18 protein-coding genes and 2 CRISPR repeat arrays are annotated in these 24,810 nt (G+C 41.1%); of the genes, 4 read left to right on the plus strand and 14 right to left on the minus strand.

Translation table 11 applies throughout. The features are described 5' to 3' along the window. Window positions 1-435 precede the first annotated feature (435 nt). Window positions 436-1,359 carry a DMT family transporter gene (locus J8M00_RS16820; RefSeq protein WP_211011691.1) on the minus strand — a complete coding sequence of 308 codons (924 nt, stop codon included), beginning with the start codon at window positions 1,357-1,359 and terminating at the stop codon, window positions 436-438. 200 nt (window positions 1,360-1,559) lie between these two features. Between J8M00_RS16820 and J8M00_RS16825 the strand changes: the two genes are divergently transcribed. Then, window positions 1,560-2,621: a bifunctional transcriptional activator/DNA repair enzyme AdaA gene (locus J8M00_RS16825; RefSeq protein WP_211011692.1), complete on the plus strand. Its 1,062-nt coding sequence runs from the start codon at window positions 1,560-1,562 to the stop codon at window positions 2,619-2,621. A gap of 1,132 nt (window positions 2,622-3,753) precedes the next feature. Continuing rightward, a CRISPR array of direct repeats spans window positions 3,754-4,081; the repeat unit is 28 nt; unit sequence TTTCTAAGCTGCCTGCGTGGCAGTGAAG. Window positions 4,082-4,230: 149 nt separating this feature from the next. Here J8M00_RS16825 and cas6f read toward each other — a convergent pair. The 13 genes from cas6f to J8M00_RS16890 all read right to left on the minus strand — a co-directional run bounded on the left by cas6f (window position 4,231) and on the right by J8M00_RS16890 (window position 22,424). Continuing rightward, window positions 4,231-4,866, minus strand: a complete 636-nt coding sequence (gene cas6f / locus J8M00_RS16830; protein ID WP_211011693.1) for a type I-F CRISPR-associated endoribonuclease Cas6/Csy4 — start codon at window positions 4,864-4,866, stop codon at window positions 4,231-4,233. A 7-nt stretch (window positions 4,867-4,873) separates the two neighbouring features. Then, complete coding sequence (csy3, locus tag J8M00_RS16835) at window positions 4,874-5,944, minus strand: type I-F CRISPR-associated protein Csy3 (protein WP_348772559.1); 1,071 nt, start codon at window positions 5,942-5,944, stop codon at window positions 4,874-4,876. Then, on the minus strand, window positions 5,893-7,071 hold the full coding sequence (gene csy2 / locus J8M00_RS16840) for a type I-F CRISPR-associated protein Csy2 (RefSeq protein ID WP_211011694.1): 1,179 nt from the start codon (window positions 7,069-7,071) through the stop codon (window positions 5,893-5,895). Before csy2 ends, csy3 begins: the two co-directional genes overlap by 52 nt. A gap of 2 nt (window positions 7,072-7,073) precedes the next feature. After that, on the minus strand, window positions 7,074-8,570 hold the full coding sequence (gene csy1, locus J8M00_RS16845; RefSeq protein ID WP_211011695.1) for a type I-F CRISPR-associated protein Csy1: 1,497 nt from the start codon (window positions 8,568-8,570) through the stop codon (window positions 7,074-7,076). Between the two features lies 1 nt (window position 8,571). Further along, window positions 8,572-11,934 (minus strand): type I-F CRISPR-associated helicase Cas3f, encoded by a 3,363-nt coding sequence (cas3f, locus tag J8M00_RS16850; RefSeq protein WP_211011696.1) that lies wholly within the window; start codon window positions 11,932-11,934, stop codon window positions 8,572-8,574. Then, window positions 11,931-12,944, minus strand: a complete 1,014-nt coding sequence (gene cas1f, locus J8M00_RS16855; RefSeq protein WP_211011697.1) for a type I-F CRISPR-associated endonuclease Cas1f — start codon at window positions 12,942-12,944, stop codon at window positions 11,931-11,933. Before cas1f ends, cas3f begins: the two co-directional genes overlap by 4 nt. A 95-nt stretch (window positions 12,945-13,039) precedes the next feature. Further along, window positions 13,040-13,870 (minus strand): helix-turn-helix transcriptional regulator, encoded by an 831-nt coding sequence (locus J8M00_RS16860; RefSeq protein ID WP_211011698.1) that lies wholly within the window; start codon window positions 13,868-13,870, stop codon window positions 13,040-13,042. Between the two features lie 1,006 nt (window positions 13,871-14,876). Beyond that, window positions 14,877-15,625: direct repeats of the CRISPR family, unit length 28 nt; unit sequence TTTCTAAGCTGCCTGCACGGCAGTGAAC. A 699-nt stretch (window positions 15,626-16,324) separates the two neighbouring features. After that, window positions 16,325-16,612 carry a hypothetical protein gene (locus tag J8M00_RS16865; RefSeq protein WP_211011699.1) on the minus strand — a complete coding sequence of 96 codons (288 nt, stop codon included), beginning with the start codon at window positions 16,610-16,612 and terminating at the stop codon, window positions 16,325-16,327. 489 nt (window positions 16,613-17,101) lie between these two features. Further along, complete coding sequence (locus tag J8M00_RS16870) at window positions 17,102-18,850, minus strand: ABC transporter ATP-binding protein (protein ID WP_211011700.1); 1,749 nt, start codon at window positions 18,848-18,850, stop codon at window positions 17,102-17,104. Window positions 18,851-18,864: 14 nt separating this feature from the next. Further along, window positions 18,865-20,676, minus strand: coding sequence for an ABC transporter ATP-binding protein (locus J8M00_RS16875; protein WP_211011701.1), 1,812 nt, complete (start codon window positions 20,674-20,676; stop codon window positions 18,865-18,867). Between the two features lie 437 nt (window positions 20,677-21,113). Next, a complete protein-coding gene (locus J8M00_RS16880) occupies window positions 21,114-21,557 on the minus strand; it encodes a hypothetical protein (protein WP_211011702.1) in 444 nt (147 codons plus the stop codon). A gap of 26 nt (window positions 21,558-21,583) precedes the next feature. Next, on the minus strand, window positions 21,584-21,826 hold the full coding sequence (locus J8M00_RS16885) for a hypothetical protein (protein WP_023400036.1): 243 nt from the start codon (window positions 21,824-21,826) through the stop codon (window positions 21,584-21,586). Between the two features lie 97 nt (window positions 21,827-21,923). Then, window positions 21,924-22,424, minus strand: a complete 501-nt coding sequence (locus tag J8M00_RS16890; protein ID WP_211011703.1) for a hypothetical protein — start codon at window positions 22,422-22,424, stop codon at window positions 21,924-21,926. 110 nt (window positions 22,425-22,534) lie between these two features. Here J8M00_RS16890 and J8M00_RS16895 point away from each other — a divergent pair, with 110 nt between their 5' ends. The 3 genes from J8M00_RS16895 to J8M00_RS16905 all read left to right on the plus strand — a co-directional run bounded on the left by J8M00_RS16895 (window position 22,535) and on the right by J8M00_RS16905 (window position 24,770). Next, complete coding sequence (locus J8M00_RS16895; protein ID WP_023400038.1) at window positions 22,535-22,834, plus strand: helix-turn-helix domain-containing protein; 300 nt, start codon at window positions 22,535-22,537, stop codon at window positions 22,832-22,834. A gap of 216 nt (window positions 22,835-23,050) precedes the next feature. Further along, a complete protein-coding gene (locus tag J8M00_RS16900) occupies window positions 23,051-23,683 on the plus strand; it encodes a hypothetical protein (RefSeq protein ID WP_211011704.1) in 633 nt (210 codons plus the stop codon). 292 nt (window positions 23,684-23,975) lie between these two features. Further along, window positions 23,976-24,770, plus strand: coding sequence for a tetratricopeptide repeat protein (locus J8M00_RS16905; protein ID WP_211011705.1), 795 nt, complete (start codon window positions 23,976-23,978; stop codon window positions 24,768-24,770). The last annotated feature ends 40 nt before the right edge of the window (window positions 24,771-24,810 follow it).

Genomic DNA, 24,810 nt, shown 5'->3' on the forward strand with positions numbered 1-24,810 from the left:
CTCGCCCGTCATCCTGACGAAAGTCAGGCTCCATCTCACTCTATGCCATCAAACTCAACTGCACCTCACCCGTCATCCTGATGAAAGTCAGGATACATCTCACTCTATGCCATCAAACTCAACTGCACCTCAGCCGTCATCCTGACGAAAGTCAGGATACATCTCACTCTATGCTATCAAACTCAACTGCACCTCACCCGTCATCCTGACGAAAGTAAGGATACATCTTACTCTATGCCATCAAACTCAACTGCACCTCACCCGTCATCCTGACGAAAGTCAGGATCCATCTCACTCTGTGCCATCAAACTCAACTGCACCTCACCCGTCACCCTGACGAAAGTCAGGATCCACGTCCAAATAAGACTCACTTTTGATACGCATCGTCACTTTGTTTAGAGACACTCTGGTTTATTTCGCTAGACTATGAAAACACTAAGCGCCAGTCAGCCTCAGTTGTCGCCATAAGCGCCCATCAATTGCAGACAACCCTAAAGCAATAAGACCCATACCAATAAAGTGAATGGTTTCTAAAGATTCATTTAAGAACAGAGCGCCAAGAAAAACCGCCGAAACAGGCACAAGCAAAGTCACTAAAAGGACATTAGTCGCGCCAGCCAGCTCCAATACCTTAAAATAAAGTACATATGCTACAGCTGTCGAGCCAATGGCTAACCCCGCAACAGCTCCCCAAGTAATTACACTTATTGAACGGAAGTCTACAGCTCCCTCTAATAACAGCGTCAGCGGTATCATAATCAGAGTTGAAGCCGTCACTTGCCCTGCAGCCGTGCTCAGAGGATTAATTCCCATAGATTTAAATCGACGCCCATACACACCCGCAAATGCATAAGATAGTGCTGCCGCCACGACTGCTAGCTGGGCAAGTAACCTACCACTCCCTTCTAAAGCTGGCATGCCAATCATAACAACGACACCACAAAAGCCCAGCATAACCCCCACCAACTTCATAAAGCTTGGCCGTTCATCGGGCAATAAAACCCCGGCAACGATCACCGCAAAAATAGGCGTTGCGGCATTTAAAATAGATGCCAAACCCGATGCAATCTGCGTTTGACCCCAAACAATTAAAACAAAAGGGATAACATTATTGAGCAACCCCATAAAAAAGAATGCTCCCCACACTTTTAGGCTGTTAGGCGGGCGTTCACCTAAGGCAATGACCATCCCCCACAATACCAACGCAGCAATGCCCACTCGCAATGTTACAATTGTCAATGAAGGTAGCGAGCTAACTGCAACACCAACGAAGAAGAAAGAGCCCCCCCACAACATAGATAGCAGAATAAGCATGGTCCAAATTTTTATATTCATCGTGTGATTGATGGAAGTTGTCATAGTTCCTGTTACCAAGATATTTATAAGTATCAACCATGCTAGCGAGCGCACATATAACATAACATCCGAATCTTGCGCCCTATTTAAATTTAGACTGGCAGTGTGATGATTTAAAATAATTGCGTAGCAAGAATCAGATGTTATTTTAGAAACCGCTATGATGAAGTATGAATACTTTTAATTGATCAACGAACCTGACTATGATGAAGCTCACTGAAGCTGAAATGGCAGCAGCAGTAAACCGCCGAGATCCTTCATTTGATGGACAGTTTTACTATGGCGTGATTACTACTGGCGTTTTTTGTCAGCCTTCTTGCCCTACAAAATCAGCAAAGCCAGAAAACCTGAGGTTTTTTTACAACCAAGCGTCCGCCTTAGCGGCCAGTTTCAGACCGTGTAAGCGCTGTAACCCCATTGCATCAACAAAAAAAGTCGACACACTAATAAATGTCGCTCGCCATATAGAAAAGCACGCAGATGAAAAACTGACGCTTGTCCAACTGGGCAAAGTTGCAGGCTTATCACCCTCTCAACTGCAAAGGTCATTTAAAACAATGTTTGGTGTGTCTCCAAAACACTATCAGGATGCAGTCCGAATGCGCCAATTCAAATGTCATTTGAGGGCGGGTGAAGGGATCACTGACGCTATCTACTCCTCTGGATTTGGCTCAATAAGTCGAGTGTATGGTGAAACCACACGCAATATCGGCATGTCACCTAAAGCCTATCGAGCAGGAGGCCAAGGAGAAGTGATTTACTACGCATGTAGAGAAACCTCGCTTGGGCACATGGTGATGGCGGCAACAAGTCGGGGAGTATGTTCAGTGCAATTTGGAGATAATCAAAGGTCTTTAATAAACCTGTTGTCAGAAGAGTTCCCCAAGGCAAAACTCGTGCTATCAAAGGCACAGGATGCGCCTGAGCTTGATAACTGGATACATGCTCTGGACAACCATATCTCACACGGCGCCCCCAAACCTGATGTGCCGCTAGATATTATAGGCACGGCATTTCAGATTAAAGTCTGGCAATTCCTACTCAGTATTAAAGAGGGCGAGGTAATAAGCTATGGGGAAATCGCTGCTCAAATTGACAACCCAAAAGCGGTTCGAGCCGTTGGCACAGCCTGTGGTAAAAACCGTATTGGTATATTGATCCCCTGCCACCGAGTATTGCGCAGCGACGGCACTTTAGGCGGTTATCGGTGGGGATTAGAGCGAAAAAAAGCCCTGTTAGCCAAAGAAGGTGTTAAAAAGCAATAGAGGTTTAAATGTGTAAAACACAGCCCTGCTCGCCGCCACAATGATAAACGTCAGGATCCATGACGCCAAATACCAGCAACCACGCCTATACCTCCGATGTCATCCTGACGATGGTCAGGATCCCATAATGTCAAGTACCACCAACCACGCCTTTACCTCTGATGTCATCCTGACGAAGGTCAGGATCCATCTCACCCTATACCATCAGGCTTTCTGCACCCTTGAATATGGATCCCGAGGCAAGCTCGGGAAGACGGTTCGGATACACTTCCACACTGCAACTACGTATCTACAACCCCCATCATCCTGACGAAGGTCAGGATCCACTTTTGTGCAGTTTCCTATGTGTAATTTATTGGTGGAGAATCTGAAACGCTTTTAAGCTGCCTGTACGGCAGTGAACTGAAATTTTTTCAACACAGAGCTGAAATCCATCCATGGGGCTTGGTTACATCGGTCATCCATGACCTCACTTCTTCGTGCTGCGAAACTTCGTTTCGGTCACTCATCACCTAAGCTGCCTGCACGGCAGTGAACTGGAATTTTTTCAACACAGAGCTGAAATCCATCCATGGAGCTTGGTTACATCGGTCATCCATGACCTCACTTCTTCGTGCTGCGAAACTTCGTTTCGGTCACTCATCACCTAAGCTGCCTATATGGCAGTGAACTTTTTATACCGCTTTATACTATTTTTGCTATTTTTCTAAGCTGCCTATATGGCAGTGAACTATAAAATAAGTAAAAAAAGATAAGTTGCAACAGGCTATTAAGGTCAAAAACCTATATTTACCTTGTTAAAAACAACAAATCACAACTCTTTGTATTCTATGCAAATTTTAAAAGAGCAAAAATAAAAGGTAAAAACTCCCTTTTATTGATTTAAAATGTGGCACATATCCTTACCGATCTTTCCTGTGCACTTTTACCGCAAACATGTAGCTTTTCTTTGAACAATCTACCCATTACACTTTTGCCTGTATCAAGTAAAATATCATACTGCTCACCGTCATCCTGATGAAAATCAGGATCCATTTTTTGCATATTATTAGCGTCATGGAAGTCGGTAATGCTTTTTGAATGCTCGCGTGGCAGTGAAGGCACTCTGGCGCAAGAAGCTTTACTCTGGATATTTCTAAGCTGCCTGCGTGGCAGTGAAGTCTTTGTTGGCTTACCGCAAGCAAGGCAAGCATTTCTAAGCTGCCTGCGTGGCAGTGAAGCATTTTTGCGCGCAGCTAAAGATGTTGAAGCTTTTCTAAGCTGCCTGCGTGGCAGTGAAGATTTCAGACTTTCAACAAGAACATGGCGATAATTTCTAAGCTGCCTGCGTGGCTGTGAAGGATTGTCAGAGTCTACTGCTTCACAGCATATCTTTCTAAGCTGCCTGCGTGGCAGTGAAGAAATAGATAGTCGCGGTAAAACCAGAAAACATTTTCTAAGCTGCCTGCGTGGCAGTGAAGTATAGAATAAATGAAAAAAGATAAGTTACAACAGACTATTAAGGTAAAAAACCTATTTTTATCTTGTTAAAAACAGCCTATCACAACTCATTGTATTTTATACAGATTTTAAAAGAGCAAAAATAAAGGGTAAAAATACCCTTTAGCTGTTAAAAGTGAGGGACACACCCATATGTATTTTCATCATTTGCTTTTGCGCTCAGTCCATAGCAGTCAAATATGCCATGTGACTCACTTTCGCGTTCTTGCATGATGATAAACAGAGGATACTTACTGCTTTTGCCTGGTGAGCGCGCTTTAGTCTGCTGACTATGCAAAAAGATAAAAGGCAAGTTAGATTGTTCAGGTTTAGTCTCAGCTAGCTCAGCCATGCATTCATCGAAAGTTTTTCCACTTTTTTGAGCTCGCCGCTTCGCCCGCTCTTTCATTTCCAGCTCAACCCTAGCCGGACTTTTGACATTTTTTCGCGTAAAACTCACATAACTGACCTCATCTGGCACAGGTTTTATGCCTTTGACATGCGTATAGTCTTCAAGCCGACTTAGCCATTTAGCGATATTAAGCTGTTCAAGCTGTGCTTGTTCTTTAGCGAATAGCCTCAATTTTGAACCCAGTGGAAAACTAGCTTTACCATACTGAGGAAAACCAACGGCAATAGCTGATTTATTTTTATCAACCTTATGTTCAACAAGCGAAATATGCACTTGTTGAAACACCCTTTGCCAAATGTCACTGAGGGGGATTTCGACTTCTGGCAACAAGGTAATTTCTTGGTAATAGTTCATAGCTCACCTACTTACTTGAGCGGCTAAACACACCACCACGGATTAAATTAGCTGTAACGTAAGCTCGCTCATCTATGGTTAGGTTTTCATCACGTACCCATTTAACCATTAATGTGTACAAATCAATTTTATTTTTTCTGTATGCTTCACCGCGCTGGGTAACTGATCCAAAAGGCTCAATAGCTATTGGCTGACTGCTTTTGCCATACCAGTTATCAATAGTTCGTAATGCATTACCAACTTTTACATTATGAATGGCTGCGCAATCATCAAGCTTAAACAATACTTTACGTTTTTCATTCATATTCATTTCTTGAGATGGAAAAACGTGCTGACCATTGCCTAATTTGACATAGGCGTTTACTTTAATCAGAGCAAAGCTTTCATCATCGCCTGCTAACCCTTTTGCTATCGCTTCGGTTAATGTCGCTAATGCTTGGTTATTAGCTCCTTTTTCAAAGTTTTTTAATGAAAAATCATAAGCATCAAATATGAGTGTTTGATCAAACTCTGCAATTTCCACATGAATTGATATTGCTTCTGCTCCTACACGATTTCGCCATAAAAAGCGACCGTTGGCAATATTGTAGGCATAACGAAAAGCCAATGTATTCAGGCCGTCACTGGATTTAAACTCATCAACTTTATTAAAAATGGCTGATTCAAATTCGGGCGCATTACAAGCAAACGGCTTACCTAAATCACCCACCACTCGAAGTGAAAAGCTGACTTTTAATGTATCCGCATTTAAAGGTAAGTTAGCATCATCACTATCTGATGACGCAGGATTTGGTTTAGCTTTGTCTTCATCACTAATACCATGTGCACTCTGGGTTGAGCGGTTTTGTCTTTGTGATATTACAATTTTCGGCCATTCTGTTGAGTCTTCATTAAAGTTTTCTTGCCAAGTACCTGAAAACATTAATGCATCCGACACCTCTAATTTCCGTTCAAATGAAAGTAGGCTTGGCAGTTCTATTTGGATTTCTTTAGACATAATGGTTCCTAAAAAATAATAGTAAAATTTTAAAATTCTTCGAATTCGATAAAGGTGTCTGTCTCTAACACTTGTTTGCACAAGTACCAGTGAGGATTACTCTTGTCATAACTGTATTGCCATAAGCTTTTTTCCAATGCTTCTGGCGAACTGACTTTATGTATACCGCACCACTGCCCTATACCATGAGCCGCTTCGACAAAACAAATATCAGTTTCGTTGTCGCGCGTGATAGCAACTTGATTATTATCTTGCTTGGATGAAATAGCCTTATAGCCGATCATAATTGGTACTAAGTAGCCAGTATGTTTACGTTTTGCGTAGTTCCAATCTGCGGGAGTTTTATTACTTGGCTCACAATAGTGTTGCCATTGCTCTAACAACTTTTTGTTATGTTTATCCGCCGGTAAACCAGCAAAGTACTCGGTTAGTTGGTGTGGGATATGCTCTGGTCTAAAAATTTCTTGTTGAAGATGCTCTTGCCAAACTTCAAACAGCTGATTGACATTGTCGTTACTTGAGTCTTGGTGTAATAAATCCAACAGGTGTTTACCAATCAAGTTCGATTTTGGCCTTGCACGCTGCTTTAATCGTGAAAAATCTAACCAAGCATCAAGCAGTTCTGCGTCATTATTTTGAGTTAATAACTCGCTATAGCACTCAGCTAAATAATCACTTTTATCGAATAATACAAAGCCAGGTAGTAATTGGCGATGAAGCCTTATAACATCTTGATCGCTTTCAACCGTCTTTAATGAAATATCTTTTATGCTCACTATTGAACCACCAGCGAGGCGCTGACGACGACAAATCGCGTTTAGCCAGTTGATAAAGCTAGTTTCTCTGTTACCGACATTGCCTTCATAGGCTATTAACAAAGAAACGGTCAAGTTCATTTTTCCTTCTTCAATAATGGGCGGTGCATCGCCTAGTTTTGCCGCAGCAGTACCATGCATATAAGGTGGATTTTTACTTTGCAAAAACTCGATGTCTCTTGAGGCTTGATAAGTATGTACTTGGTGTTGATGGGCGATTATCGCGCAGCCACCTAGCGAGGTATCATCAAAACCACTGTTGTTAGCCAGCTTTCTCGATAAATTATGGATAAAGCCCAAAAAGTGAGTAATCGCAGGAAATCCCCATGTAAAACCAGCAACGGCATTGGCGTTTTGCACTTGAATATGGCTGAGTAATATATATTGCTTCATCGTTATACCTCCTCCGCCAAGTTTTGAGTCGACTGCGCTAAGTTAACTTGAACTTGTGATTCAAACTTTCTTAATTGATGTTCAACAAAAGATTGCCAAAGTTTTCTATGGGCAGTTGTAGCGGTAAAGGTTTTGTCTTTGCCTACTAGCCAGCGGTTTAACCACTTAGCGAAATCTCTACGCACTACAGTTTGCCAATCGATGGTTTTTCGCTTTGCTTGAAAAGCCTGATCTTGCCAATAAGGGTCTAAAAAGCATTGGTATTCATCAGTTAACTCACTGTTTTCCGACCAACCCGCAGGTAAAGCATGAAGATAAGAAACGCGATCAAGTATTTCGTCAAAAACACTTTGCACCCATTTCTCTAACCACTTTTTACGTTTAGGATCTTTAATACTCAGTGCTAAGTCATTAAATCTAATTATAAAGTCTCTGATAAATTCAATATTTACCTGACTTGCTCTTGAGAGATATAAGCCATCAAAATACGATGCTTTAGTTAATGGCGCTTTTAACTGTGACTGCCATACAGGAGGCTGTGAAGAAAATAAATGAACTTTGCCCGCTCGTTTGCCATTTAGTACCGATACATTTTGAGGCTGACTAGCTACAGTAGCAATTTTCGCCGTATTAGTTGTTCGTACATAAGTATGGTCACTATAAGTTTGCGCCTTGACTGCTTTGCCATCTTTTTCCTGTTGCTTTTTTACATCTTTCGAAAAACACTTGTCATAGATAGCTTGGCAAGTAGCTGACGATGTGAGCGGAGTTAATAAGTGATAACCGCCATCAACAGGAAAGTAAACTTGTTTGGCTAAACTATCACTTTTAAGGGGTGCATTAAAAATGGCATTAAAACCGGCCATCCACGACGCTAGCTCTTGCCCATCATCGGCAAAAGACGATAATGGCTCACTATTCCCATGGTAAATTTCCTCACTTAGTAACCCCCCATTGTCGAGCATTAAAAACTTTACATTTTTTGAAAGTGCACCATTAGGGTAAGCGCCATCAATAACGGGGGAGCGTAATGACGAGGTGGTAAGATAGCGATCGTCTTGTGCAGAAATACGATCAAATATTGATGATGCGCCACTGCTTGAATGGGTTAATTTGGCAATATGAGTGGCAGGAAATACACCGTCACCTTGCATTAATGCCTTACAAATCCAAATATTATAAAAGCAAGATTTTGCTTGTAACCTTGCTAATTGCTCTGCATTTCCTTTTATCCAAGCCTTACCAATAAAATCAGCATAAACTAACGATAATTTATCGCACTCTTTAGCTGTGACTTTGATTTTTTCAGCCGCCTTACATGCTTTGTTAAACGCTTTTAAATCATGCTCCTCTGGCGCTTTGGCGGTGAGTAATTGTGATTTATAAAAATCAGCTAGCAATAATTGCCTGTACTCTAACAGCTTATTTTGTTCTCCCGTGCTATCAATATATTCCTTTATCAATGCAGACCATGGCCTGCTTTGTTCATTTTCATTCATATTAACGATCTCTTGTTTTTTTATTCGGTAATTGGTGTAAGCCTAAATTTTCGTGGTAATGATATTGGTAGATCTTTGCTGGATTAGCTTGATACATAATTACTCTAAGCTCAGCAAAACGCTTGGTGGCTTGCTCTAAATCTATTTGAAAATAGTCAGCTAACTGTTGATAAATTGGATACGGCTTTAAATCAAACCAAAATTGATTGCCATTGGCGATTGTCAGATTTTCAATCTTATCTATGTCTATAGCGTTTAGCTCTGGCGTAAACTCATTTGGGTAAGTGGCTTCATTTTTCCATACCCAGCGGTGTTCACCATCTTCATCAACAAATAAGTAATAAGCCTCATCTTTTTGTGATTGCCTAAATCGTTGTTGTTTTTGTATCTCGCCACACCAATGAGGTGAATAGTCCCACCAAGCCGATGCGGCTTTTTGGTTTTTATCTTGCTTATCCTTCAATTCAAATAACTGGTATTGCAGCGCGGCATATTCCAACTCAACTAAATTGAAAAATTTGCCACTTCTGTCTCTTTTATAAGGCGTTTTTAGTGAAATACTGTGAGTTGCATCGACTTTTTCATACTGGTCTCCACTCAATACGCTATTAAGGTCATGACTAATAAGACTAATTTTTTCAGATTCATAACCTGGCTTTTCAAAGCAAATCTTCTCTTGTTTTAATGCTTTGATATTATGACTTAAGAGAAAAATATTAGGCTTGGATGGTAGTAGACTTCGATGCCTCAAAATGCGGCCTGCTAATTGTACTATCGAGCGCATCGAGCTTGGTTCAACTATTGCCCAGTCATAGTCATGATCTCGCCCTACTTCAGCTACCGGAGATGCAAGCACCAAAAAAATATGATGTTTTTTTGGCTGTTGCTTTAACTTATCAGTTAGCTCCTTTGGTGGCCATGACCTATCTTTAGCATTGCGTTTAAGGCAAACATCAAGCTGTTGCTCTAAGTAAGAACGAATAGCAAGCGGATAAGCAGAATGATAAACACAATAATGAATGCAGATATCGCTAGGGCTAGTAAGTGTTAATAGTGCTTTGGCAACCGCTATCTGCGGGTTAATATTAGCCATTCGCACTAAACCAATAGAAAAGCTTATTCCGTGGTAATCATTAGCGTGTTCATCATGTAACTTTAAAATACCTTGATGAAGTGTTTTTGCGTAGCGTTGATAAATACAGTCTTGGTTCTCTTGCTTAATGATATCCAAAATATAACCAAGACGATTAGGCTGTATTTCCTTAGCTAATAATTGAATGCGCTTTGATACAAACTTGCTATGCGCTTGCCTAAAGTTGCTATCATCAGCTATTAGCTCATTTTTAACTTTAAATTCATCAAACCAAGCACAACTTATTTCACCATTAAAGTTATCAATATTAGCGTTGGCAAATTGCTGCCAACCTTTTTTATAGGCTCTAAATAATGCATTAGCTAATGCTTGTGGCATAGTCGCAGTAGAAAGCAATACACGACTACCTAGCATACCACTCCAGTAAACAAGCCGAGTTAATGCTGGTAAGTCTTGTAGGCCAAAATCATCAGGTTCATCGAGTATTAGATCAGAGGTTAATAACCTTAAGCTGGCTGGGATTTGTTGGCCACCTCTTATGCCCTCACATGCCGGCATAAGATGATCTATAGTGCAAACAAGTAGCGGCGCATTAAGTAGCTTTTCTATCTTATCATTGTGCTTTGTCCACCTTGATAAGCTATGGTGCTGGCCCGTATACTTGCAATCGATGTATAAGTCTTTATTTAATAACTCTTGTTCTGACTCACTGCCTTTACTTTCAAGACTAGGTTGCTCCTTAATGGTGACTTTACTTTCGTCCTTTTCGTTCATTTCGAACAGTTGACTTACCGCCGAGCCACCAACCAAGATTGCTAATTCTTCATCCGTAAGTTCTAGCTCTTTTCGATACTCTTTACCCGTTTGTAATGTTAACGACCTTAAGCCTAAAGCAACATTAAAGCGAATTCGGCCACTTCCTTGGCCTAAGGCAAACATTATTTTGGCATTGGCTAACGTTTTACCCTTGCCAGTTGACGCCATATTAATACCGAAAAAACCTTGTTTTTTAGTTCCTTTACCTAAGGATTTAGCTAGCTTTTTGGCATCATCTTGCCAACCAAAGTGCTCTTTATACTCTTCAGCAACATTCGACGTTAGTGTATTACTCTGCTCTAATTGCGGTAAATCACTGTTTAGCCTTAATAAGCCATCTGAAATTTTTGCTGCATAATGGGCAACGCCAATCAAATGCTCATCAAGTTGCTGCTTAGTTACTTTTTCTCCCTGCTTATTTTTTTCCGTATTGGCAATAACTGGATAGTTTTCACTACGCCAATCCAGGCGAATATCGTCAACAGGCTTGGCAGAATAAGTATGATCAGCCAGCATTAAACAGAGCCGAGCTAAGTGAGTAGTAAAAGCATCATCAGTCAGCCAATTTTTATCTTGATTGAAATTTAATTGTGCTTTAGCTTTTGATGCTACAAAACAGGCTTTAGAACACCAATGAAAACTATTAATGGGGCTACCATATTCTGTTAAAGCCCAATTATCTTGCCACCTTTCTTGCTCATCATCATTGGCTGATTTGGGCGAGTTCCATAAAGCGGAAAAATTTTTTTCTTGCCAATCCTCGACTGCCGAAAATGGAGCGTTTTTTATAGAGATAGGCAACTTGTGATGAGAAAGGATCAACCAGCCAACTAATCGAGCAAAACCAGATAACTCCGTTAAAGGGTTGCTATGCTCTTTGTCTTTATCGATGCCGTCTCTAATAAAGTATTCAAAATCACTTTTATTTAGTTGAACTAAGGCATTTATCCACTGAATATCTTTTTTATCGCCAACAAATGCTTGAAACATTCTTAAAGAAACCCACTCGTGGCGAAACGGCTCATGAGAAACCTTCGACTGCCCTCTCAACTTCTTTTGAAACAGCACATTGGCTTTACCAAAGTCATGAAATAAACCTGCTATTGCTGCTGCGTGTTTTATTTCAGTAGATGTTTTCCAGTAATGAGAATCATAATAATCAGAGGTATCGGCGTGAGTGTAGTTCACAGGCACCACGCCCTCTAAATTAAACTTACTTTTATTCCCCACTACCCACAAAAACTGACTTCGAGCGCGGGATCGAATCCAGTGGCAACTCACCGCAGTACTGCGGCTGGCGGTTTTACGCAGCATCTTTTTAACGGTATCAAGCCCGTCTTGGGTGATCACGGTTTGCCATGTGTTGTCGCCAATGCGGTTGGCGAAAGCATCCAGTACCCGTCTGGTTTTCTTCAGCGCATTTTTCTCACACTGAGACACGAATGTGACCATCATAGCGAGTCACCTTTTTGGCTGTTTTCAATTTCTGCGATTTGCTCTTCACTGAGATCTTGAAGCGCCACTTGTTTTACTTGCTCGAACATATAATCCAGTGCTTTGTGATCAGTAAACGCTTGTAGGATTTGCTGACGAAATTCTTGCTCGGTGGCGTTTTCTTTGGCACAAATAAATGCCCAAGGCAGCACCAATGCATCTTTGATTAAATCGGCAATGTCGAACACCAAGGCTCCGCGACGGGTTTTTCCATGCATCACGGCGAAACCATGAGGAATACCAAGCACCCACAAAGTGCAGGCTGCCAGACCATAAGCGAGATAATTACCGTGGTTTAAAAAGTCGTTCGCTTTGCCTATATCGACAGATTTTGATGACTGATGCTGGCGCTTAAAACCCTCGCAATTGGTGGCATTGGCGGCATATTTATAAAGCACTTTGGTGAGCTGCGCCTCTGTGAGTAGCAACGCTTGAGAACTTGTCGCGGCCTGCGTCCGTGTAAAAAACGTATCCAACGCGGTTTGAATAGCTTTATCGTCAAAGTTAAAGCCTTCATTTTTTAAGTCTCGGTCTTTTTGCCAAACCTGCTTTAAAAACGCGATCCGTGCCTGCTGAAAGTCCTTTGCAGCATCCAAGCGCTTTTCATCATCAAACCAAAAGCCCATCCAGCCTTGCAGGTACTCTGTGGGGCGATATTCGTTTTGTGGGGTCATCCACTCAATTTCACAGCCCATATAAAGTGGTGTGCCACCACCGCCACAAAAGCCCACCAAAACGCCAGCTTGAGCAAGCATGCGCATCGCAGCTTGTGTAATTGAAGTGCCATTACCCAGCAAAATAACCGTGGTATTGGCTATGGGAATGTTAAAATAGAGGTTCTCTTTGGTGGCTTCAGTTAAAAATAAAACGCGGCTATCTTTTTGCATTACTCGGCAGTATTCTAGATAAAATAAATTGGCACGTTTTGAGTGCAATATGGCTTTTAAATCGCTTGGGCTTAAGTCTTCCATCGTCTTCCACTTCCTTTGGGTTTAGACATAACGTACTTTTATCTATGCACGGCTTCAATGCTGCACGTTTCACCAGTAAAATTTTTTACAGGTGTTTAGTTCCAAAGTAGCTTTTGCTCTCTAAGTGCTCGGTAGCAATCGGGATCCATCACTATTTGCTGGGCTTCTGGGCTTGGGTGCTGTACATCTAAGCGGAGAATGCTTATCAAATAATTAACCAGCGCGGCATTGGTTTTGAGCTGTTTTCGGTTTCCACTCATATCAAAATCATGGGCAATGACTTGCTGGGCATAGTCACTTAAACGCGGATCTGGCATGATGGTTAACGTTACCTCTTGTTGCCATGCTTCGTCATCTTGTTTGTACTTTTGTGCTTTGCATTTAAATTCAGGGCTCGCAGATAAAATGCGAGATAACGAAAAGTCTCTAAATCCCTTAGCATCTTCGCAATATGCTCTTAAGTGATAACGAAGCCCTGAGTTAACAAGTGTATGAGGACGAATAATACGCTCCGCCTCTCCATCGTCTTTTATCGATTGATAGCGGATATCGAGCACACTTTGCCGACGACAAGCGTTTAATATGGGCCGTAAAATGGTGGGGTTTAATTTTCTATGAGGTAAAGGCAGAGTCGCAATCGTTGAGGTACTTAAGTTGTGTACATACTGCTCACCAATTAAATTGGCATATTCAGTGAAATCTTGGGAAATATAATTAGGTGTAAAGGGGGTTGCCAATACATAGGCTTTTTCCGACTCACTGTAATTCGCGTCAATTTGGTAACGTACGATAAAGTCTGTTAAATAGCGCCTTGCGCTGGGTCTTGATAGTTTAAATTTATCTTGAAAAGTACCCGTTTGGATCTCGCCTTGCCAAAATAACACTGCCTCAATGTATCTAAAATATTGCTCTTCCTTAGCTTGCATATGCCACTTTTAGTAAATTTTACGTGAAATAAATGTATCAAATGAAAATGTAAAAGTCATTGATCAGCGACAAGGTGATATTCGAACACACGACCATAGCTCAGCAAAAGTAATGTAATGCCAAAAATACAAATGTATGTAGGCACATTTTATTTGTGTTCGCTTCAATCGTCTCGCAAGCAGGTTTATTGGAGGTGACGATTTATCACTCAATATTTTCCTGCTAAGTTGAGCAAGGCAATTATTGATGACAAACATGAATTTACCAATGAAGACAATGCCACAGAATTCTAGTCACCACCTATTTGAAATTGTCGCCAGTAGGATTTACTGCATGCTTTTGTCTGAGTCACTCTACCCTTTGTGCATACTGGGCAGTGCGCTTTATTTGTGAATCACAAAGGGCTGGCTTGTCGCACTTATTGGAGCCCCATTTTTGGCGCGGTTACAGCGCTTGGGATAGTTTTAGCCACCTTTTTAATTGGCTTATTTTGTATCGCCAGCTACATCTTTTATCTAACAATATCATTTATTGTAATGAACTTTATGGCCAACCCCTTGAAAGTGAGTAAGACACGTTTACCTTGATCTTTAATGACTGGCCTACAGTTAAAGCGTGCAAAACCCTTTGTACTTGGTTATAAACTTTTAAACATGGATTCCGAGGCAAGCTCGGAATGACGGCTGTCGGTATCCAAATGCTTGGAGGTTTCGTGTCGATTTCTATCATCTCAGCAGCGTGAATGACGGTAAAGTAGTGATAAGGTAAAGCTCGGTGTTGAATTTCATGGAGCGCAGCTACATCGGTCATCCATGACCCTATTCTAGGCTACTCACCTCTTGTGCTGCGAAACTTCGTTTCGGTCACTCATCACCTAAGCTGCCTGCACGGTAGTGAACCGGAGTTTTGCCAACACGGAGCTGAAATCCATCCATGGAGCTTGGTTACATCGGTCATCCATGACCTCACTTCTTCGTGCTGCGAAACTTCGTTTTGGTCACTCATCACCTAAGCTGCCTGCACGGCAGTGAACAACAAGCCGCATCGCTTGCAGATATGCTGTTTTTTCTAAGCTGCCTGCACGGCAGTGAACCGCAACTGTGATTGTTGTTGCTCAGTTAGTAATTTCTAAGCTGCCTGCACGGCAGTGAACATGGATTGGTTTAAACCCCATCGCCGCTAAGTTTTCTAAGCTGCCTGCACGGCAGTGAACCAGCTGATAGCGCGTTAGCGGTGAGTGTTGACTTTCTAAGCTGCCTGCACGGCAGTGAACACCAGTACTATTGGGCTTTTGTTCGCATGACTTTTCTAAGCTGCCTGCACGGCAGTGAACGTGTGGTGTATTGAATGCTGCGCACCTGCAACTTTCTAAGCTGCCTGCACGGCAGTGAACGCATAGGTTGTTACCAGCGCTGAGAGCAGGGCTTTCTAAGCTGCCTGCACGGCAGTGAACCTATGTCACCACGTCATTCTATGTCAGTTGACTTTCTAAGCTGCCTGCACGGCAGTGAACGGTTTCAGGCTTAAATAAACGAGTCTCAGATGTTTCTAAGCTGCCTGCACGGCAGTGAACTCAGTACTGAAAGTGATATTAATCGCAATGCTTTTCTAAGCTGCCTGCACGGCAGTGAACCCATGCGTGTCCAAAACGCCCTTGAGGCGCTTTTTCTAAGCTGCCTGCACGGCAGTGAACGGAAAAACCTCAATGGCAACTGCGGCTTGTTGTTTTCTAAGCTGCCTGCACGGCAGTGAACTATAAGATAAATGAAAAAAGATAAGTTGCAACAAACGATTAAGGTAAAAACCTCATTTTTACCTTGTTAAAAACAGATAGTTTTAACTATTTGTATTCTATGAAAATTTTAAAAGAGCAAAAATCAAAGGTAAAATTCCCCTTTGATTGATTATAAATGAGATACACACGTTTTCAGGTCTTTTCTGTGCATCTCCACCGAAAATATGCTGTTTTTCTTTGAACTATTTGCCCATTGCTCCTGACCTGTATCCCCGCAATACATCACGCTGCTCACCGTCATCCTGATGAAAATCAGGATCCATTTTTTGCAGTTTCGTATATGCATATTATTGTTCTCATAAAGGTCAGAAACATTTTTTGACTGCCTGTAGCACAGGCAAGCAGACTCAATTATTTCTGGCTGCGTTTTAGCATTTCTAAGCTGCCTGTACGGCAGTGAAGTATCGGTTTTTAGCACAAAAAATATAAATTACAAACACATACCCTACTATAAGTAAAAATACCTTATGTTTTAGAAAGACTGTAACTTTTGATTTTTAAAGCCTCTGTATTACCGAAAAATAAAAGGGTATTTACCTTTTTTGAATTGCAAGGCAAATGCGGGGACTTTCTAGATGTACTTAACGTCAAAAACCACTACTTTGCAGGTTAAATCCAACCAAAGAGGTCGTGAAACGACCTCATAGACTCTTGATACTTAGTTTGACTTATTTGCACAGTTTCTCGTACAACTCGTAAGATATGCACGGCAGTTTTTCCAAGGCGGAGCCCATTTAACACAGGCTTCATACTCATATTGACATCTATCTGTACAGGCATTTGACGGAGTTAACTGGTCCAAAATAGTTGCTTTGGTTGTATAAGTTGCCGATGTTATCCCATCAATATTGGCCGTTTGATTTGGAGTTGCTGACTGAGTACCTGCTGCATTCGCCGCAACACTTATTCCTAAACAACTGACCACTACCAGTAGCACTTTTCTCATTCGCTTTTCCTTAAATATCTAGTTGAATAAACACTTGTAAATTGACGCTACAAAAAACACACAAAATTAACAATTGAGTTATTTTCAACCACATTCCTTTTTACACCTTCACTGCGATAAACAATTTTTAAAATACCAGACAGAACATAATAGTATTAAGGGGCGCGCTATCTATTCCCTCTACACATAGCTAAGCGTCCTCAAGTACACTCATAGTCACTAAAAGTGACGGCTCGGCCTCTCCTATCTATTTAATCCCGCTGAATTTAACCCCGTGTATATCGAACACATTCAAAACAATGTTAGACAGTTTAATATTTACGGTTTAACCCCGTTTTCATAGGAAACACTTTACAAGTACACCAAAAATTATGACTCAATTTCTATTTCCCAGATTTTTAAACAGCATTGTGGCCCCCATTAAAATGCAGTGGGACAACACAAATAGAGTGATGTGTTTCTAGCAGGGAAACTGGCCGTCAACCCCCTTTACGCGGCTCGCGACTGTGCTCGCCACAACCGAGTGTAATAGCCGCCGATTGATAGTAAACAGCGGTGAGTACCTGACTCCACCAGCTTTCCCTCATTTATCACTAAAATGTTATCGGCGTGTATTATGTTCGATAAATGATGTGTCACTATGACGACCGTGCGATTTTTCATTAAGCGTGTAGTTGCACTGGCCACATCATTATGTGTAATTGGATCAAAAGATGTTGTTGTCTCATCAAGTAAGACAATCGGTGCGTTTTTCAGGAATGCTCTAGCGATGGCAATTCGCTGCCGTTGATGGGCGGATAACCTTATGCTCTTGTCGCCGACTTGAGTCGTTGCGCCATTTGGTAACTGATTAATAAACTCAAGGCAATTGGCCTGTTCACAGGCCTGCAAAACGTCTTCATTGCTGGCATCTGGTTTCGCTATTCGAATATTGTCCATTACACTGGCATCGATCAATTGCGCATTTTGCAGCACCATACTGAGCATGCTGAATACCCCTTGAGAGCCAATATCTTTTATATCTACCCCCCCGATTTTTATATGGCCGGAAGCAGGCTCCACAAAGCGTGAACACAATTTAAGTAATATCGAGGTGTCGTCACCCACTTCACCTACGATAGCAGTGACCGAGTTTTCAGGCACATAAAAAGAAGCATGCTCTATACCTTGGTCGATACCATTGCTGTATGACACACGCTCAAATTTAATACTATAACGCTTTGGCATGTGTGCCTTAACAGGTTCAGTGAGTGTAGGCTTTCCTAACCATGATTCAAGATTTTGCTCAGATTGAACAGCAGTGCGCAATGCTCTGAATTGTTTATCAATACCGTATAAAGGGCAGAGTATTTGCATTAACAGTAGAGCATATATAATGGCTTCAAAGTCAATAGTTAAGACACTTTGCTCTGGCCGTGTCACCGCTAACATAGCGACAAATAGCACCACTATCATATTGAGTGCAATTCGGTAAGCCAATGCAGAACTGCTCTGCCATAACCCCATCTGCAAGCTGTGATGCTTATTGATTTTGAGCTGCTTTTCAACACGTGCGAGCCAATGGCACGATTGGCTGAACAACTTGAGCACCCGTAATGCCTCAATATAATCAGTCACCGTTCGACTAATTTGATTATCAGATAGCGCTTTTTCCTTTGTCATTTGCGCAAATTTATTTTTTGCGATACGCATCACATACAATGCGCTCATTACGCTTAGACAAACACCTAAAGTGTACAATGGTGAAATCAACGCCAATATGGCAACACCTAGAACCGTCGGTATGAATACAGCCAATAAATTCGGTACTATGTGAGTTAATCCATGTTCAACTGTTTTAATATCTTGGTTTATTTGCTTAGCAAATTCCGTGTTGGGTGTTTGATTAATTTGACCAAGTGGCAGTATTTTAATGTGGTTTATTAACTTTACTCTATAGGCATGAATTATCTGGGAGCTGGCGATAAAACTCTGTGAATAACCTAAATAGGCGCACACTAATTGCATAAAAAACAATCCGACTAATACAATGAGGTAACCGCTTAAACTCATAAATAATACATTTTCGTCACTTGTCGTGCGTAACTCACTATAGAGCCAATAAAAGCACAGTACGAGGGGGGAAATAGACAAGCAGCCTGCTACTACTCTAAACAAAACGCCGTTCACGTAGCGTTTTTTTCCCTCTTCGACATGCTTAAATACACGAAAAATACTGGTTATAGTTTGTCTATCCATATTAATGCTCGCATTTAGTGCTCATAACTTGCCTGAGGGGTTTGAGAAGTTGAAAGTGTTGAAGACTGGGTACCTTCACTTCTCTGTAATTGCCAACCCTTTGCGTAGTAGTCACACCGTGCTAACAGAACTTCATGCGTACCTTGCGAAATAACTTCTCCATTGTGAAGCACATTAATTTGTTGACCATTTTCAAGGCCGAGATAGGTACATGTAAATACCAAAAACGTGGTGTTAGGATAATGACCTTTCAGTGCTTGATAGAATTTGGCATGAGAGTAGTTATCCATTGCCAAATCCGCATCATCTATGATCACCAAAGGAGGCGCATTGATGAGAGCTCTTGCGATCGCGATAAGTAACTTTTCACGACGAGATAAGTTATCACCTCGCGTTTGGAGCTGGGTTTCTAAGCCATTGGTTTGCTGCTGTAACCAAGGTTTTAGCTGAGATGCCACTACCGCATGCTCAAGGGCTGCGGTGCTCACTCCACTGCGCCCAAGCAAAATATTGTCACGTACAGAGCCTTCAAATAGGTAACTCTCCTGAGTCACTACTCCCATGTAGTTTATCCGCTCGCTATCCGATAACTCAGATACATCTTTGCCAAAAAGCTGCACTCGGCCTGATGACGGTGATATCAAGCCACTGGCTAACATTGCCAAAGTAGACTTACCATAGCCTGCACCTGCAAAGACCACATTGATCGCATGTGGGCGTAGCTCAAAGTGCACATTTTTCAGTATCGCGTGTTGCTTATAATTGAAGCCCACATTGTAAAATTGTAGCTGTGGATACTTTAGATCGATTGCTTGCGGGGCGCTTTTTTGGAGTGAATATTGGTTACCATACCAAGGCGTAATACGACGGATGCTATCTTGCAACCCGCTGAACTCCTCTAAAAGATGATGAACACTGAGTATTGGCACAACCATACTCATGACCAATAACATGCTCAGAAGCACATGCTCTAACGTTAATAGCTCTGCACTGTGCAACCATATCGCTGTCGGTAGCATAAAAATGAAAGAGGAGCCTAACAATGCCGAACACAGCACCCGGTTCAATGCCACTTGCTCAACAAAGCGGTGAGCTGCATCATGATAGTTATCAGCTTTATTGCCTAAAGTGGCAAAATACTGACTATCTAAATCATGCACCTTCGTCAAAGGGGCGTATTTTACATAATCAGAAAATGTCGAATTTAGCTCCGTTTCAGCATCATTGACTTTTGCTTGGTATGAAGCCATTTTTGACATGAATAGACTACTAGATATTCGTGCTATAGATACCACTGTGACAATACTCAGTGCCAGCCGCCAATCAATAAGGTACAGAGCAATAACTATCGCTAAACAAGATATTACAGCCTGTACAAGCTCAACACTGTGCTGTGAGATTACATCTTCTAACTTCTTAACATCATCAATCAGGACATGTTTAAGCTCTTCTGGTTGATGTTTTGATAAGCATTTCTGCGATAAGGCGGCAAAGCAATTTACCAGCATCAGTCTAAGCTCGGTCAACGCTTTCAACGCGACCTGATGGCTAAAATAATACGCAGCCATACTCAATGCGGACTTGATTAATATTGCTCCAACTAAACCCAAAACAATCCAGGTCAATTTATCGACTGTACTGGGCAATGGTGAAAGCAATGTCTGAATAGACAAAAATAAAAGATAGACAGACAATAGCTCTGTAAGACTGATCGAGGCTGCTAAACTCAACACCAAAGTCACTTTACCCTTGCAAGGTGCCAAGAGCGAAATAAAAACAGACCAAGGTTTTATGCTTTCCTCGACGTTATAAGGCTCAACACGCATATAAACAGCTCCTTGAAATGCGTTTTTAATTTAGGGCCGAACGGCTAGCCAGATAATATTAATGTCACTTAGCAATGCAATTGCCTTGTGATCAACAGCCAGTTTTGTTTAAGAGAACTTGTTTTGCATCAAACAAGCCTCACTCCTTTAAATAAAACTCACCATAAAGAATGAGTAAAGACTACAAGTATTACTCTACAGATCAACTTAAATTATTTCATGTCTAATATGCAGTTAACGTAATTCAAACGAATTGAGCTGCTTCAAAATAAAAGTTTATTCATAGTCAGGCGATTAAAATAGTCGACCTATAAACGAAAAAATACACATAATAATCAAGGATCTCCCCATAGAATAACAACAATATTCACTTTTAATAGCTGGAACTCATTCTTTTCTATTAGCTAACAGACACTTACCGTTCGTGCACAACAAGCCTAATTGCTACTGCCATTTCGACTAGTACCAAATACATATCCAAGTAAAGCCGTTAATGTCGGGAATAACACATTGAGTAATATGAGCTGTAACGTATCAAACCAAAAAGCGCGAAAATCGTTTCTCTGTTGAGTAAGCTGATCCAGAAAGTCCGAGCTGGTTAGCTTGTTAGTGAGCATCAATTGCTGAGTATCTCGCATTGCAGTAAAAAACTGGTATTCACCCCACATGAAAATACTTAGGATGACCACCAAAAAACCGATCAATATGCTAATGATCCCCCAAGTTAATTTGACACCCGCCTTTTCCTTACCAGTGAGCGGCTCTGAAACAGGCGCATCTTCGGGGGTATAATCCTGTGCAGATGCAAGATCAATATCTTGCCAAGATTCCTGTAGGGTGGATTGCGTCGATTGTGTGCAGTCCTGTGCACTTGAAGACATGACTTAACTCATTACTAATTTGGTTTTTAGAGATTGGATTTGGAGATATTATTTAGCTCAGGTATGACAAGACGGTGTATGTCTTTGCCCTGTTTGTTTGCGGATAAAATCGTTCTATCATGGACGACTTCGTCTGATGCCCAGTCTAACAACGTCAATGCAACTTTGGTTAAATCGCTAGACTTTTTCAACCCTAGCCTGCTTTGCAGCGCAGCTAAATAATCTGCATCTACTGAAAATCTAACTTCTGTCTTCTTCGAATCCGCCATAAAAACTCCATAAAATATCCAGCTTTTTTCCGATTCTAGTGGATCTTTTGTTTATTCGCAATAGCCTGTTATTTCCCCAGCCACTAGGTTACAAAACCTATATGACGGATGAGCCAATACATGTCGACTTGGCCATAGCCTTAATCAACGGATCAACCCCATTGAGCATATCAATCAGCTGCGCTGCCACGCCAAAGTCGGATTGCACTCGACTTTTAGCTTCGTACTCATCCACGCCACCAACTAACTCTGCCGATGTGAGAAAAAAGCCACTATTACACTTGTTGCCAATCCCCTTAAGAGTGACGCACACCATGACATTACTAGGCTGACTGCCGGTATTTAAAATCACACGTAACAATTGCGCAGACATGCGGGTGTAAAGGCTCTCTAGTGACTGAAACTGGTATTCTCCTATCTGGGTATAGATAACCCACAATGGCGACCGCTTACTGTATAAAGGTTGGTAGCTCACCACTGGGTATTTATCCGTCGACAATATGTCTACACGTTGGCTTTTAACTTGATTGCTCAAGCGCTGTTCAACCGTGCTTTGAAACCTATTTATCAACGTAATGTCATGTTCTATCCTTGTCATTCAGTTATGCTCCATATATAGTATTTACATATTTTAACATTTTTATAATAAATGCTTAAACATCTAAAAATCTTTAGATTAATTAACATTTTTATATGTAGGGCGAGACATTGAATAAAACTGTTCGGCCGCACGATGAGCAAAGCTTAAGTGACTTAAAGGTAATGAGGCTTGCAGCAAACAAGACTCAAAAGCAAATGGCCAAGGTGCTCGGTACCAGCGAAGCAACAATCATTAACTATGAAAATGGTGTCAGTGATATTAAATACAAAGACTATTTAAAATGGTCACTTGCATGTAGATTTGATTTAAGCGCCATAGAGGAACAACTCCAGACTTTACGTGAGCTTGTAGTAGAAAACAATTTGCACAGATATCGCAAAGTCAACAAACTCAAACACGAAAAGTAACGTGTGGGTTTCAATTACAATCGCTGAAATAACTAAGCCGGATTGAGTTAATACGGCAAGTATAGGGAAAATAAACATGAAAATACCACTTCGAGACAAACTCCTTACCCCTGACAATTGCAAACTTGTTTGTGGCGCATATAAAACTAAACGACCGACAACAAAACCAGTAAAACCAACCGAACTAATTAATCAACAACAATAAGCTTTAACTCCATGAGCGTTTTGCGCATATCTTGTGCAATTTCTATGATCATTGCCTTGGTATTTGTCTATTCGTACGATTGGGTGTTTATGTCGCTCGCTACAATCTCTTGTTGCTTTGGCGTATTGCTGTTCAGAATAGACAACATCAATGCCAAATCTATTGCCACATTAATACTGGCAATGTCACTATTTGAGTTCACCTCATTTAACTATTTGATACCTCTAGAGTCAGATACTCTGCCAATGATATGGCTTGGCACCATTGTCTACGGCGTGCAATTTACTTTATTTCTCAGTACGTGCCTCCTTTTACTGCTCAGAGTCAGGTTAACTAAACACTTTTTCAATCAGGTGCCCCATGTCGCCCCAACCTACGCTGAGGGCCTTATCGCTTTTTCACTATTTTTGACGGCAATTTTGATGGCATTGATGCTCATCGAAAACTTACTAAGAAATGTCGTAGATCTGGGTTTTAATTATGATTTTTTCAGCGTGCTGACGAAGTTAACCATCATTTATGATAGCTATGAAATCATCGCCTATACATTGCGTGCCATACTGTGCGCACTGTTGATATCTATGCTGTTTGTCGTAGAAATAGATACAAGTAAATTACAAGAACCAGCTGAAATAGGGAGCTGATCACAGCTTTAAGGTGGAAGATAGCCATTTAGGCAGTAGTCGATGTCACTATGTCACCTCACAGTCACCATTTTGTGCATGTTCGTCACCCAAATCGTACAAAGTTCAAACATTCTTTCCATAGATGTTTATTTTGTTATTATGAATAATATCATTTCTTAATAAAAATCTCTCAAACTGCCTTTTTTAGATGACAAAGCGATATATATCTGAGAGAATCCGCCACCATAAACAGAAGATAAGTCAGTATTTACTTACTCCATAGCAATTTATAATTATAAGTACATTTAGAATGCACAACGTCTTGATCTCATTTATTTTACTGTTTACTTATCTCTCCATATTTACACCGGAAGTACGTGCCAGCAACGCTTACTACAAAGTAACCCACCACTATAAAATTGGTGATGTATTCACAATTAATGATGGTGGCTTATGGCACACAGCTAAAATTCTTGATATTGATACAAACGCGCAATCTTCTACTATTCATGTATTGCGTTATCAACCCGCAGCTGACAAGCCTGCTCTAAAGCAATTGCGAGCGCTCCCTATATCGGCCTACCATTCAACCATTGCACACGCGAAATTGGCGCAAAAATGGCAATTTATCGGACATGAGGTGCCACTAAAACCTGAGTTAAAAGGGTATATTAACTACTTAAAGCATAACGATTTTAACAAGTATGCTGAAGTGACGAATCAAAAAGTCGATGATCTCATTTTTAGGGCAAATACACTCTACACAAAGGGCTATGCGCTAAATCAAGCAGCACAGTACGTACAAGCAATTGAAGCTTATCATCAAGCCATCAATATCTACCCCCTTTACTTTGAAGCCATAGACAATATTGGTTTTGCTTATATGGACATGGGAGATTTTAATACCGCTATAGATTATTTTAATCAATCTCTAGAGATCCACCCAGCTGGCACGACGGCCCAATATTACAAAGGGATGTGCTACATCAATCTAGAAGACTACGAGCGTGCGATGGCCACATTTAAACAGGGAATGGAAAGTTTCCCTGAGCAAAAGCAGGTTTTTGAAGAAATATATAAAAAACTAAAAGAAACAAACCTTTAACCTATATCACCATTAAGATTTTCTGTCTTTAAACGTCGGC

This window comes from Pseudoalteromonas luteoviolacea, assembly GCF_018100925.1.
GTDB lineage: Bacteria > Pseudomonadota > Gammaproteobacteria > Enterobacterales > Alteromonadaceae > Pseudoalteromonas > Pseudoalteromonas obscura.